This window comes from Halorarius halobius (assembly GCF_024298865.1).
GTDB lineage: Archaea > Halobacteriota > Halobacteria > Halobacteriales > Haloarculaceae > Halorarius > Halorarius halobius.
Window position 1 is genome coordinate 551,095 of sequence record NZ_CP101161.1, and the last position, 13,848, is coordinate 564,942.

Here is a 13,848-nt window from a genome sequence, read left to right on the forward strand (position 1 = left end):
CGATTCGCCTTTTAGTGCGGGGAAACACCCTCGGGGTATGGACCGGTTCGCCGAGGTCGACGACCAGTACGACCCCGACGCGGTCGAGGACCGCGTGTTCGACTACTGGGACGAAGTCGACGCCTACGAGAAGACCGTCGCACACCGCGAGGGCAACGAGGAGTTCTTCTTCGTCGACGGCCCGCCGTACACCTCCGGCGCGGCCCACATGGGGACGACGTGGAACAAGACGCTGAAGGACGCCTACATCCGGTTCCACCGGATGCAGGGGTACGACGTCACCGACCGCCCGGGCTACGACATGCACGGGCTTCCCATCGAGACGAAAGTCGAGGAGGAACTCGGCTTCGAGAACAAGAAGGACATCGAGCAGTTCGGGATGGAGAACTTCATCCGCGAGTGCAAGCAGTTCGCGGAGTCGCAACTCGACGGCCTCCAGGAGGATTTCCAGTCGTTCGGCGTCTGGATGGACTGGGAGAACCCGTACAAGACGGTCACGCCCGAGTACATGGAGGCCGCGTGGTGGGGGTTCGCGCAGGCCCACGAGCGGGGGCTCGTCGAGCAGGGGAAACGTTCAATCACCCAGTGTCCCCGGTGTGAGACGGCCATCGCCAAGAACGAGGTCGAGTACCACGAGGTCGAGGACCCCTCCATCTACGTGCAGTTCCCGCTGACGGAGCGCGAGGGGAGCCTCGTCATCTGGACGACTACCCCGTGGACCATCCCCGCCAACTCGTTCGTGGCGGTCGACGAGGACGTCACCTACCAGAAGGTCCGCGCCGAGAAAGACGGTGAAGAAGACGTGCTGTATCTCGCGGAGGGCGTCGTCGAGGAGGTGCTGAAGAAGGGTCGCTACACCGATTACGAAATCGAGGAGAGCCTGCAGGGCTCGGAGATGCTCGGCTGGACGTACGACCATCCGCTGGCCGAGGAGGTGCCCGACCACCCGGACTTCGAGGGTGCCGGCCAGGTGTACCACGCCGACTACGTCGAGGTCGACCGGACGGGACTGGTCCACTCGGCGCCCGGCCACGGCCAGGAGGACTTCGAGCGCGGGCAGGAACTCGGCCTCGAAATCTTCTGTCCCGTCGGGAGCGACGGCGTCTACGACGAGCGCGCCGGCGCGTACGCCGGCCAGTTCGTCCGCGACGCCAACGACGACATCATCGCGGACCTGGACGCGAACGGCCACCTGCTCGCCGAGGAGTCGTACGTCCACGACTACGGCCAGTGTTGGCGCTGTGACACGGACATCATCTTCCTCGCCACCGACCAGTGGTTCATCACGGTCACCGACATCAAGGACGAACTCCTCGAGAACATCGACCACAGCGAGTGGTATCCGTCGGAGGCGCGGGACAGCCGGTTCAAGAACTTCGTCGAGGAGTCGCCCGACTGGAACGTCTCCCGCCAGCGCTACTGGGGTATCCCCATCCCCATCTGGACGCCCGAGGACTGGTCGGGCGAGATGGACGACGTGGTGGTCGTCTCGACGCGTGAGGAACTCGCCGAGCGGGTCGACCAGGACGTAGACCCCGACGAGGTGGACCTCCACCGGCCGACCGTCGACGACCTCACCATCACCGAGGACGGCACCACCTACACCCGCGTCCCCGACGTGTTCGACGTGTGGCTCGACTCCTCGGTCGCCTCGTGGGGCACCCTCGATTATCCCAGCGAGACGGAGGCGTTCGATGAGCTGTGGCCCGCGGACCTCATCATGGAAGCGCAGGACCAGACCCGCGGCTGGTTCTGGTCGCAACTCGGCATGGGGACCGCCGCACTCGGCGAGATTCCCTACGAGGACGTGCTGATGCACGGCTGGGCGCTGATGCCCGACGGCCGCACGATGTCGAAATCGAAGGGCATCCTCGTCGACCCGAAGGAGGTCATCGAGAAGTACGGGACGGACCCGATGCGGCTGTTCCTGCTGTCGCGGAACCCGCAGGGCGAGGACATGCGGTTCTCGTGGGACGAGACGGAGAATCTCCAGCGGGACCTCAACATCCTCTGGAACGTGTTCCGGTTCCCGCTCCCGTACATGCGGATGGACGGGTTCGACCCCGAGGCCGTCGCCCTCGAGGACTGCGAGTTGGAACTCGTCGACCGCTGGCTCCTCTCGCGGCTCCAGACCGTAATCGAGGAGATGGACGCCGCGTGGGACGACTACCGACAGGACCAGGCACTCGACGTCCTGCTCGAGTTCCTCGTCGAGGACGTCTCCCGGTTCTACATCCAGGTCGTCCGCGAGCGGATGTGGGAAGAGGCCGACTCCGCCTCGAAGGAGGCCGCCTACGCCACCTTCTACCACGTGCTCACGGAGACGGTCAAACTGTTCGCCCCCTACGCGCCGTTCATCTCCGAGGAGGTGTACGGGACGCTCACCGGCGACGCGGGCCACCCGACGGTCCACATGTGCGACTGGCCCGAGTTCGACGAACGGTGGTACGAGCCGCAACTGGAGGCGGACGTGGACGTGGCCCGCGCCGTCGAGGAGGCGGGCGCGAACGCCCGCCAGCAGGCCGAACGCAAACTTCGGTGGCCCGTCCAGCGGGTCGTCGTCGCCGCGGACGACGACGAGACGGCCGCCGCGGTCGACCGCCAGCGCGACCTCCTGCGCGAGCGGCTGAACGCCCGCGAGATCGAACTCGTCGAGCCGGGCGAGAGCTGGGCGGAACTCGCGTACGGCGCCCGCGCCGACATGTCGGTGCTCGGGCCGGCGTTCGGCGACGAGGCCGGCGAGGTGATGAACGCGCTCAACGCCGTCGCGGTCGACAGCCAGTCGCTCGACGAACTGGAGGCCGCGGTCGCCGACGAACTCGGTCGCGCGGTCGACCTCGACCGCGAGATGGTCGAGTTCGTCACCCAGACCCCCGAGGGCGTCGAGGGCACGGAGTTCCGCGTCGCGAGCGCCTCCGACGACCGCGAGTCGGGCGGCGTCGTCTACGTCGACACCACGCTCACCGACGACATCGAGTCGGAGGGGTACGCCCGCGAGGTCATCCGCCGGGTCCAGGAGATGCGCAAGGACCTCGAACTCGACATCGACGCCGAAATCCGGCTGGAACTCGACTTGGCCGACGACCGGATTGCGGACCTCGTGCGCGACCACCAGGACCTCATCGCCGGCGAGGTTCGGGCCGCCGAGTTCGGCCCCGTCTCGGACGGCCACCGCAAGCAGTGGGACGTCGAGGGCGTCGAGATGACCATCGCCGTCGAGCCGCTGGCGGCGGCCTCCGCCGAGGACTGAGCCCGAAACGATAACTCCGGGCGGCCCGTTGTCAGCCCGTGTCACGGTCGTCGCTGGTCGCGCTGTCGTGTCTCGTCGCGCTCGTGGCGCTCACCGGCCCGGTCGCGGCCGACGCCGGGAGCGCCGCGGCGAACGCCACCGTAACCGGCCCGGGGACGCTCGACCGGACGTTCACGGCGTCGCTGACCCCCGCGGAGCCGGGCGAGATACGCGTCGAACTCCGTTACACCGTGCCCGAGGGCGTGACGACGCTGTCGACGCGGCTCCCGGAGGACGCCACCGTGCGGTCGACCGACGGGTTCCAGCGCCGCTCCGGCAACACGTACTCGTGGACGCGGACGACCGACCGCCCGACCGTCACCTACGACCTCGCGGTGAACCGGACGGTCACCCGCGGCATCGAGGGCGAGGCGACGGGCGGCTACCTCTACGTCGACGCCGGGCCGTGGGCCATCACGCCCGCCCCACGGTCGGGCGTCACCTACTCCGGCACCGGGACGCGGCCAGAACTCGTCACGGAGTACGCGTTCACCGGGTCGGGCGCCACCTCGGGCGACATGCTGTATCTCGGTCCGTACGAGGAGCATCGCCAGTCCGCCGCCGGCCAGCGGTTCCGCCTCGTCGTCCCCGCGGCCGCCGAGATGGCGTCGCCGCCCGATGCGGTCCTCGGTTCGGTGACCGACGCGGCCGAGTCGCTGTCGGTCGGCCCCCGCGACCCCGAGGTGGTCGCCATCGCCGCGCCCACGAGCGTCGAGTGGGGGTCGACCGGGCTCCAGCGCGGCGAGAGCGACTTCTGGGTGCTGGCGACCCGCGGCGTCGACGCACCGGGCAACGTCTGGGTCCACGAGTACGTCCACACCCAGCAGGCCTACCGGACGACCGACGCCGCGGAGTGGACCGTCGAGGGGTTCGCCGACTACTACGCCGCGCTCCTGACGTACCAGCAGGGCCGCATCGACTACGACCGCTACCGCCGCCACCTCGAACGCGGCCAGCGGTTCGACGGGTCGGTCCTCGCGGAGCCGGAGACGTGGGGCGACGTGCTCGTCCCGTACGACAAGGGGGCGCTGGTGGCCGCGGCCCTCGACCGCCGGATACGGCTGGCGACCGACGGCGGCGGCTCCCTCCAGGGAGTCGTCCGCCGGCTGAACGGGAGCGCCGACCAGTCGGACCTGCTGGCGGCCGTCGACGCAGTCGGCGGCGACGACTCCCGCGAGTACGCCCGCCGGCACACGGAAACGGACGCCGTGCCGGAGACGTGGAGCCGACAGCAACACCGCGCGGCGTTCGGCGGCGACCGGGCGGCGTTCGCCTACGAGTTCGTCCCGCCGTACGAGCGGTCGGGGCCGTACCGGACCGACGCCGCGGGCGCGACTCCGACGGTCGTCGTGGGCGAGTCGCTCCGGCTCCGCGTCGCCGTCGAGAACACCGGCGGCGCGGCCGGCGAGTACGAGGCCGTCCTCCGGGCGAACGGCCGCCGGGTCGCCACGCGGACCGGCCGGCTCCAGCCGGGGGGCCGCGACGTGCTGGCGTTCGACCGCCGGTTCGCGTCGCCCGAGGACGTGCGGTTCACCGTCGCCCGAGCCACCGAGCGGGTGAGCGTCCGCGCGCCGGCCGACGTGCGCGTCACCGGTCTCGACGCCCCGCGGCGCGTCACTCCCGGCGAGCAGGTGCGGCTCCGGGCGACCGTCGGCAACCCCGCAGGTCGGCCCGCGAACGGGACGGTGACGCTTTCCGTCGACGGCCGCGCGGTCGCAACCGAGCGGGTGCGGCTCCGAGCGAACGGGACGGCGACGCTGACCGCGACCACGACGCTCGACGCCGGCATCCACCGCGTCACTGCGGGTGGCCGCGAGCGGACCGTCCGGGCGACAACGGCGACGCCCGCGACGGCCACGGGGTCGGAGACGGTCACCGCGCCGGGGGCCTCCCACTCGCCGACGGAGGCGCGGACGGCACCCCCCACGGAGCCGCGCACGCCGACGGCCGGTGACGGCGCGGGGGCCGGACTCACCACGGCGCTTGCCGCGCTTGCGGCGCTCGCGGTGGGGAGGCTGTGCCATCGGTGGTAGTCGTCGGCCGTTCGACACATCTTAGTTTCCGGTCCGGGTAGTCCGACCGATGCCCTCCAGACGACGACTCCTCGCGGCGCTCGGTAGCGGTGCAGTCGCCGGCCTCGCCGGCTGTAGCGGGTCGAACAGCGGCGGCTCGGACACGGTCGACTGCCACACCAGCGCGGTCTCGCACGGCGACGGCGACGTCCTCGACGGCGGCGCGATGGCGCGCGTCGACGGCGAGGACGTCCGGCTCGTCGTGCCGCTGTCGGTCGATGCGGTCCGGGAGCAGAACGTCGCCGTCCTCGAGGTGTACGACGACGTTGGTGCGGAGGGGTACATCATCCCCGTCTCGCCCAACGACGCCGACCTGATGGCGAACAAGCCCGGCGTGAGCGAAGGACAACTGTACTACGAGCAGTATCTCGGCGAGCGGCCGTTCCACGGCCGGTACACCGTCGCGGCCCGGAACGGCGACGACGAGGTGGTCGACACGGTGACCGTCCAGTTCAACTGCTTCCCCGAGGTCGAGGACGAGTAGCTCACTCCAGGGCGTCGGCGACGACCGGCGCGACCGACACCGAACTGACGGGTCGCTCCACGGTGTCGGTGCCGTGGAGCGAGTCGACGCCCGCGTTCGCCAGTTTGCTCCGGGCGTTGTCCGCGAGCATCGGGTGGACGCAGGTGACGTGGACCGACGCCGGACCGCTCGCGTGCAACTGCTCGATGGCCGACGCCATCGTCGACCCGGTGGCGATGATGTCGTCGACCAGCACTACGTCGCGGCCGGCGGCGGCGGCGTCCGACGGCTCGACCGACACCTCGCCGGTGTCGTAGTCGCGCGTCTTCTCGAAGTAGTCGGTGTCGCCGGCGCCGTACGCGTCCCGGACGCTCGCGGCCAACTCGATTGCGCCCTCGTCGGGCGCGAGGAACAGCGGGTCCGACAGGTCGGGCAGGGGGTCGGCGAGACGGGGCGCGGCGTCGAGCGGCTCGGCGGGCACGTCGAAGAACTCACAGACCCCGGGTTCGTGCGGATTGACCGTCAGCACGCGGTCGGTGCCCGACCCGACGGCGCGGGCGACGGCCCGCGCCGAGACGGGTTCCCCCTCGCGGAACGCCCGGTCCTGTCGCGCGTAGCCCATGTACGGGAGCACCGTCACCACCTCGTCGAACGCCTCGCGCGCGAGGTCCTGCAACTGGAGCAGTTCGACGTGGGCCCGCGCCGAGACGGTCGCGGCGACGACGACGGCGCGGTCGCCGCCCGCGTCGGGCACCCGAACCTTGAACTCGCCGTCGGCGAAGCGGTCCGTCTCGACGGTCGCCAGCGGCGCGTCCAGTTCGGCCGCAAGCGACGCCGAAAGCGACTGGGACGCCGACCCCGGGAGTATCATACGCGAGCGTCCCCCGCGGAAGGTAACAAGCGTTTCCTTCGCCTACGGCACCGCGACCCGCCGCGCCTCCGGCAGGCCGAGCATCCGGTCGCGCCACCCACCGTGAGGCTCCGCCTCACGAGCATCCGGGCCACGCCCGGAGACCTCGCCCGCGTTCGCCAGAAACGTCCCGCCCGTCGTCACGGCGTAGACGGCGTCGTCGGAAAGCGCCACGTCGGCCACGTCGCCGGGCGCGCCGGTATCGACCCACTCGTCGTCCGTGCGCCGGTAGAGCGTCCCCTCGTCGCTGACGGCGTACGCCCGGTCGCCGTCCGCGGCGACGGCGCGGAACCCGCCGTCGAGCGCGTCCATCCAGCCGTTCGCCAGATAGTAGAGCCCGTCCGCCGTCGCGGCCAGTATCTCGCCGTCCGTCGTCACGTCGCGGGCGTCGTCGAGGCCGACGTGGGTACCGTCGAGTCGGACCACGCCGCCAGCGGCCGCGAGCATCCCGCCGGCGATGGTGCGCACGTCCTCGACGGCCGCCAGGTCGACCCACGCGTCGCCGTCGTGACGCGCCACGCGGCCAGCGCCGGCGGCCACGAGGCCGTCGTGGAAGCCGACCGCGGTCGCGGGGCCGAACTCCGTGGGCTCGAAGCCGTCCCCGGTGCCGACGAGCGCGTCGTCGCCGGCGACGGCGAGGCGCCCCTCGCTCCCGACGACGTCGCGCACGTCGCCCCGATGGACCAGCGAGAACTCGCCGACGAGGTCGGCCGACACCTCGACGCGGGCGAGGCCGGCGCCGGTGGCGACGAACGCGGGCGTCGACCCCGCCTTCGCGCCGTAGACGCGCTTCTCGTCTAAGGTGATGTCCTTCTCGGCACTCATACCTCCGGGTCGGTGCCCACCGGGGAAAGCGTTTACACCTCGGTCGCCGCCCGGCGATGGCGGTCGTACACGCCGTCGGCCCACGCACAGACGTCCGGGCAGTCACACAGCAGAAGCCCCTGCATGGAGCCGTCGGTGGCGTGGGCCGTGAGCGTCACCGCCTCGTCGTCGAACAGCGCCAGGCCGAACGGGAGCGACCCCTCGGCCGCGTACACCCCGAGTCCGTCGTCGAGCGCCGCCTCGAACCCGTCGTACCGCCGGTCGATGGCGTCGAGCACGCCCGACTCGACGACCATCTCGATGTCGCGGTCGCCGGCCGCGACGCTGTCGTGGATGTCGGGCATGAACCGCGGGATGGCGACCGGCGAGAGCGTCCGTATCCGACGCGCCCCGTCCGCGAGCGTCTCGAACCGCGTCAGCGGCCGCTCGGGCGCGTGTCGGTCGGGCACCACCACCCGCGACCGCTCGACGACCGACAGCGGCAGGTCGGCGTCACGGGGCACCGCATCGAGCACGCTCCGCAGAGCACACAACCGCGCCACAGTCGCCCGGTAGTCGTCGTGTTTCCGGCGGGCGAGGCGACCGAACTGCGTCAGCGCGTAGCCCTCGCTCGTCGCCCGGACGACGCCGGCCCCCTCCAGTTCGCGGAGCCCCTTGTAGACGGTAGAGCGGGCGACGCCGAGCGACGCCTCCAGGTCCGCCTTCGAGCGCGGGCCGTCGGCCAGCGCCTCCACCAGCGCCCACCGGTTCGAGAGCGTCGACACGACGCCGTCGGCGCCGCCGTCGGGGTCCATCCACGACATACTGACATACCATTCGTGTCGGGATACAATAATATTTTTATATACATCGCCTACGTCCGTCGGTTTATTCGTGGCTCGAACGCGGTTGTCGGCACCGAACGGTCGCGCAGGCGGTGAGGTAAACCGTCCGACCCCCACAGGTGGAACCGCACCCGCTGACAGCCGCCGTCGGCCCTCCAAGACATCTGTCCTCGTGCCGTCGCGGCGCCCGCGACTGCACACGGTGACAGCCGGACCGTCTCACGGGTGAGCGTCGAACCGCGATAGGAACCCGCGAGACGAACCCCGACGTGCAGACACGGTGACCGCTACTCAGGCGACGACCACGCGCGGCTCCGTGGCGCTCTCGGCTCGCAGTTCCCTCCGGTCACCGCTCGCAGAAACGTGCCGCTCGCTCCGCTCGCGGCACGCACCCGACACCACTTTGAGTACCCGCGACCGAACCCCGCACATGAAGGTCTTCGGGTCGAGCGGGGTCCGCGGCGTCGCCAACGAGGAGGTGACGCCCGCGTTCGTCCACCGCGTGGCGCTCGCCGCCGGGTCGGTCTGGGACGCCGAGGCGGCCGCCGTCGCCCGCGACACCCGCACCACCGGGGAGATGCTGGCCGACAGCGCGGCCGCCGGCCTCGCCGCGACCGGGCGAGACGTCCACCGGCTCGGAGTCGTCCCCACGCCGGGCGCACAGGCGTACGCCGAGCGGGCCGGCACGCCCGTCGTGATGATAACGGCGAGCCACAACCCGCCGGAGTACAACGGCGTGAAGCTCGTCGGCGGTGACGGCATCGAGCTATCGACCGGCGACCTCGAACGCGTCGAGGAGCGCCTGCTCGCGGACCGCTACGACGAGGCCCCGTGGGACGAGACGGGCGACGCGACCCGCGTCGAGTCCGCCCGCCGCGAGTACGTCGAGGGACTGCTCGACGACGTCGACCGCGACCGCATCGCTGACGCCGACCTGACGGTGGCGCTGGACCCCGGCCACGGCGCCGGCTCGTTCACCTCCCCCGAGTTCTTCCGCGAGTTGGGCTGTCGAGTCGTCACCGTCAACAGCCAGCCCGACGGCCACTTCCCCGGGCGCGACCCCGAACCCGTTCCCGAGAACCTCGGTGACCTCGGCCGGCTCGTCCGCGCGACCGACGCCGACGTGGGCATCGCCCACGACGGCGACGCCGACCGCGCCATCTTCTTCGACGAGAGCGGCGAGTACGTCGAGGGCGACGCGACGCTGGCGGCGCTGGCGGCCGCGACGCTGGAGCCGGGCGACACAACCGTCTCGGCGGTCAACGTCTCACAGCGACTCGTCGACGTGGCCGACGAGCGAGAGGCGACTCTGGAGCTGACGCCCATCGGCTCGACGGACATCATCACCCACATCCGGGAACTGCTCGCGGCCGGCGAGCACGTCCCCGTCGCCGGCGAGGGGAACGGCGGCGTCCTGTTTCCCGACTACCGGCTGGCCCGCGACGGCGCCTACACCGCCGCGGCGTTCCTCGAACTGCTGGCCGACGCGCCCGCAAGCGAGGTGGTCGCCCCGTACGACGGCTACGAGAACGTCCGCCGAAACCTCGCGTACGGGTCGGACGACGAGCGCGAGGCGATGCTGGCCGCCGCCGAGCGGTTCGCCGCCGACGCCGACGCGACGCCGACGACCATCGACGGCTACCGGCTCGACTACGGCGACGCCTGGGTGCTCGCGCGCCCCTCCGGCACCGAACCCGTGGTCCGCGTGTACGCGGAGGCCCGCGACCGGAGCCGCGCAGAGGAACTCGCCGACGCGGTGACGGCGGCGCTGTCCGACGCCCGCGAAGACGCCTGACTACGACAGCCGCTCGACCTGAAGGACGGCGGCGGGTTCGTCCCAGTCGTACACCTCGGGCGGGAGGTTGCCGACGCCGCTGATTCCGGGGTGGGGCGCGATGACGCCGTCCTCCGCGAGTTCGGGGTCGCTCTCGGCCGTCCCCTCGGGTTCGCCGCCGAGGATGAGCGTCTTCGCCGGCGGCACGAGGTCCGCGAACAGTTCGGTGTTCTGCTCGGTCCCCACGTCGTAGCCGTTGGCGTAGTACGTGTACGAGGCGTTGACCGCGTCCGGAAGCGGCACCGTGTCGAGGCCGACGATGCCGTCGTTCGTGGCGACCAGCATCGAGAGGAACGTGAGGTGGGTCGCGCTGGCGTCCGCGGACAGTTCGAGGCTCGCGTAGTACGGGTTGCCCGTGTCGCCGGGGTCGGCCTTCGGAACGAGCGGCGCGTCGCCCACCGCCGCCCCGCGGATGGCCTCGGTGCTCTCGACCAACTCGACCAGCGGCCCGAGGTCGCCGTTCTCGGCGACCTGCCGGGTCGGCTCGTTCGCCGGGTCGCCCACCGAGAACACCTCGACGCTCGGCCGGTGGGCCGCCACCGCCGGCGGCGTGAACGGCTGGCCGGAGGTGAGGTTCGTCACCGTCACGCGGTAGCGCCGGGCGCCGTCGCCGCCGTCGTCCCCGCCGTCGTCGTCGCCGCTCTCGTCGCCGTCTTCGGGGTCGTCGCTCTGCGTCGCCACCGCGCCACCGGCGAGCGCGACGCCACCCAGCGTCGCGCCCCCGAGGCCGAGCGCGTCGCGTCGCGTGACCGGGAACTCGTGGGGCCCGTCGTCTCGGTCGGTCGGTCGCTCCTCCGTCTCGGTCGTGTCGTCTGGGTCGGTCATGGCCGTCCGAGGGTGCGGACCACGGGCTCTTCGTTATGACAGCGGTAGCGTCGGGTAACGTCGGCGTTGTCGCGGTACGGACCCGAGAAACTGCGGACTAAGCCGGCCGTAGTCGGCGATAACGCGGCCGTAGCGCGCCGGATGTCGGGCTTACTGCTACGGCTCCGGCGCCGAGTCGAGCGCGTCGCAGAGTCGCTCGCGGGCCGCCCGACGGCGGGCGAGGCGCTCGTCGACGTCGCCCGCGGCGAGGCGGTCCCGCTCCTCGGCGTCCAGTTCATCGTTCGCCTCGGCGGCGGCCCGCAGTCGCGCGTAGTCGGTCGACTCCGGGAGCGACCGGACCGTCCGGAGCGCCGACAGCACCGACTCGTCGGCGAACCGGTTGCAGACCGAGGCGTACTCCTTGCACTCGTAGCGGAGCGTCTCCGCGGCCGGCGGCGGGAACGCGACGGAGAGCGGCCCGGCGTCGAGGTTCCGCAGGTAGGTGGTGTTGGTGGCGACGTGGCGTTTCAGGTCGCCCGGTTCGTCGACGTAATGCGAGAGCTTCTCCGCGGAGTAGTCGGCGTACTCCAGTAGCGTCGAGATGGACTCCTCGCCGGCGGGCGTCTCCCGCAGGTAGGTCGCCAGCCGCGTCGGCGGGTCACGGAACTCGACCAGCGGGTAGGAGTCGGCCGCCTCGACCACGTCGAGCACCTCCCGGGCCGACGCCTCCCGTTTGAACGCCCGGAACGCCTCCCCGACGGCGTCGTTGTACGCCTCGATGGGGTCGCGGAGCCGCCCGACCGGTGCGTCGAGGTCCACGTCCGCGAGTTCCTGCAGGCGTTCGAGCCGGTCGATGTCGTCGTCGAGTGCCGACACCTGCGACCACGCGTCGCTCCGCGCCTCCCGGAGCAGGGCCTGGGCGGCCTCCCACTCCACGAGCAGGTCGGCGTACTCGCGGGCCGGGTCGAGCAACTCGCGGGCACGGTCGAAGTCCGACGAGGAGAGCCGCTTCTTGTGGATGGCCTCGTCGGCCGCCTCGAAGGCGTCGTAGGCGGGCACGGCGTCGTCGAGGTCGTCGACGTGGTCCGCGACGGCCTCCTGGAACTCGATGTACGCCTCGAACCCGGACCCGGTCGCGGACTCCTCGTGGTCGTCGAGCAGGCGGTGGAACGTCCGGAACGCGCCCGTCGTCTTGCGGACCGCGCTCTCGCCGCCCGCCTCCTCGACCTGCTCGCGAACGCGCTCGTACTCGTCGGCGGCCCGCTCTAGGGCCGCCCGCGCGCGCCGCGGCTCACTCGTCATCGTACACGTCGTCGGGGTCGAACACCCGCTCGCCGACCGTCTCCCCTTCGACGGTCCGGTGGAAACACGAGCGGTAGCCGGTGTGACAGGCGCCGGCCGTCTGGTCCACGAGATAGAGGAGCGAGTCGGCGTCGCAGTCGACGCGCACCTCCTCGATTTCCTGGGTGTGGCCCGACGAGCCGCCCTTCTTCCACAGTTCGTCGCGCGACCGGGAGTAGTAGTGGGCGTACCCAGTCTCGCGGGTCCGCGCCAGCGCCTCCCGGTCGACGTACGCCAGCATCAACACCTCGCCGGAGTCGGCGTCCTGTGCGACGGCGGGGACGAGCCCGTCGTCGCCGAAGTCGACGTCCACGGTCATACGCGGACGGACGGTGGGGTCGCGGATAGGCCTTCTGTCGCCTCACGGCACCAGCCCGACGAGCCGCATCGCCGCGTACAGCAGGTCGCCGTACGTCAGCGCCACCACCAGCCCCACGAACATCGGGACGATGAACGGCAGGCCGGGCGTCATCCACACCGACTCATCGCTCGTGACCACCTCCAGTCCCTCGCGGAGGCCCTCGGGCGTGGTGCCGTAGGCGTCGCCGTCCAGTTCGGCGAGGAACGCCGCCGCTCCCCACTCGTCCGTGGGCGTCTCGGTGGCCGGCGCGTCGGCCGTCCCGGTCTCCGCCCGAGAGTCGTCGACGCGCGTCCCGCCGTCGGCCACGGGCGGCCCGTCGGCGAGCGCGCCGTCGCCGGGGTCGCCGCGCTCCTCGGCCGGCGGGAGCGAGTCGGGGTCGCGGTAGCGGTCAGGGGCCGCACGGAGGTCCGACAGCGTCAGCCCCCGCCACCGGAGATACATCCGGAGGGCGTCGAGGTCGAGCCCCGAGCGAGTGAACCCGTCGGGCGTCTCCAGCAGGCTCCCGTACTCGGTGGCGATGTCCTCGACGGGGACCGGCTTCCCGACGAACATCGCGGGCGAGCGATGGCCCGCGACGGCGTTGCGCGCCGCCAGCACCACCGGGTACGCGAGTCCGACGAGCACCGTGTTCGAGACGATGGTGAGCGAGAACACGCCCAGCGGCGGCCGGACGAGCGGCAACACCTCGCCCGGCAGGAAGAACTGCGGGAACTCCGGGAACAGCAACGCCAGCACCATCATCGCCTTCGCGTCGGCGCCGCCGAAGCCGCCGAGCCGCCAGAACAGGTAGCCCAGCGGCGCGACGATGCCGACGCTGACGGCGACGTGGACGGCGAACAACTGCTGGCGGTACGGGTCCGCCGACAGCACCTGCAGACCGTCGAGCGCGAGCGCGAGCAGGCCCACGGCAACGAGCGGGAGCCACGTCTCGTTTGGCACCCGCCGGGTCGCCACGTCGCGGTAGGCGGCCCACGCGAACACGGGGACGGCGAGCAGACGGAGCAGGTCCGCGAGCGGGCTCGACACCAGCGTCTCGACGGCCGACACCGATTGCACACCCCTACTGGCCGGGCGACCGTACAAGAGGTTTCGGTCGCCGGGGGCAGTGGTTTTCGGCACTGCCGG

11 protein-coding genes are annotated in these 13,848 nt (G+C 71.5%); 4 read left to right on the forward strand and 7 right to left on the reverse strand.

Annotated elements, in window-relative coordinates; genetic code table 11:
• The first annotated feature begins 37 nt into the window (after nt 1-37).
• Genes ileS through NL112_RS02865 form a run of 3 tightly spaced genes read left to right on the forward strand, consistent with a single transcriptional unit; the run spans nt 38 to nt 5,845 of the window.
• On the forward strand, nt 38-3,250 hold the full coding sequence (gene ileS / locus NL112_RS02855) for an isoleucine--tRNA ligase (protein ID WP_255151122.1): 3,213 nt from the start codon (nt 38-40) through the stop codon (nt 3,248-3,250).
• A gap of 38 nt (nt 3,251-3,288) precedes the next feature.
• Entirely contained in the window at nt 3,289-5,322 is a 2,034-nt protein-coding gene (locus NL112_RS02860) for a M61 metallopeptidase family protein (RefSeq protein ID WP_255151123.1), read from the forward strand.
• 49 nt (nt 5,323-5,371) lie between these two features.
• A complete protein-coding gene (locus NL112_RS02865) occupies nt 5,372-5,845 on the forward strand; it encodes a hypothetical protein (protein WP_255151124.1) in 474 nt (157 codons plus the stop codon).
• 1 nt (nt 5,846) lies between these two features.
• On the opposite strand, the gene prs is transcribed toward NL112_RS02865, so the two are convergent.
• From prs to NL112_RS02880, 3 genes are read right to left on the reverse strand one after another with little or no spacing between them, the layout of a single operon-like run.
• Entirely contained in the window at nt 5,847-6,695 is an 849-nt protein-coding gene (prs, locus tag NL112_RS02870) for a ribose-phosphate diphosphokinase (protein WP_255151125.1), read from the reverse strand.
• Between the two features lie 42 nt (nt 6,696-6,737).
• Nucleotides 6,738-7,559, reverse strand: a complete 822-nt coding sequence (locus NL112_RS02875) for an HVO_0234 family beta-propeller protein (protein ID WP_255151126.1) — start codon at nt 7,557-7,559, stop codon at nt 6,738-6,740.
• A gap of 32 nt (nt 7,560-7,591) precedes the next feature.
• Nucleotides 7,592-8,362, reverse strand: a complete 771-nt coding sequence (locus NL112_RS02880) for a helix-turn-helix transcriptional regulator (protein WP_255151127.1) — start codon at nt 8,360-8,362, stop codon at nt 7,592-7,594.
• Between the two features lie 451 nt (nt 8,363-8,813).
• On the opposite strand from NL112_RS02880, the gene glmM reads away from it, so the two are divergent.
• On the forward strand, nt 8,814-10,178 hold the full coding sequence (gene glmM, locus NL112_RS02885) for a phosphoglucosamine mutase (protein ID WP_255151128.1): 1,365 nt from the start codon (nt 8,814-8,816) through the stop codon (nt 10,176-10,178).
• On the opposite strand, the gene NL112_RS02890 is transcribed toward glmM, so the two are convergent.
• The 4 genes from NL112_RS02890 to NL112_RS02905 all read right to left on the reverse strand — a co-directional run bounded on the left by NL112_RS02890 (nt 10,179) and on the right by NL112_RS02905 (nt 13,779).
• The gene (locus NL112_RS02890; RefSeq protein ID WP_255151129.1) at nt 10,179-11,042 is read right to left on the reverse strand and encodes a spondin domain-containing protein; all 864 of its coding nucleotides are present in this window, start codon (nt 11,040-11,042) and stop codon (nt 10,179-10,181) included.
• A 156-nt stretch (nt 11,043-11,198) separates the two neighbouring features.
• Nucleotides 11,199-12,323: a DUF7118 family protein gene (locus tag NL112_RS02895; protein WP_255151130.1), complete on the reverse strand. Its 1,125-nt coding sequence runs from the start codon at nt 12,321-12,323 to the stop codon at nt 11,199-11,201.
• A complete protein-coding gene (gene hisI / locus NL112_RS02900) occupies nt 12,313-12,681 on the reverse strand; it encodes a phosphoribosyl-AMP cyclohydrolase (RefSeq protein WP_255151131.1) in 369 nt (122 codons plus the stop codon). The genes NL112_RS02895 and hisI overlap by 11 nt, the downstream gene beginning before the upstream one ends.
• Before the next feature lie 42 nt (nt 12,682-12,723).
• Complete coding sequence (locus NL112_RS02905; RefSeq protein ID WP_350356148.1) at nt 12,724-13,779, reverse strand: A24 family peptidase; 1,056 nt, start codon at nt 13,777-13,779, stop codon at nt 12,724-12,726.
• Nucleotides 13,780-13,848 lie beyond the last annotated feature (69 nt).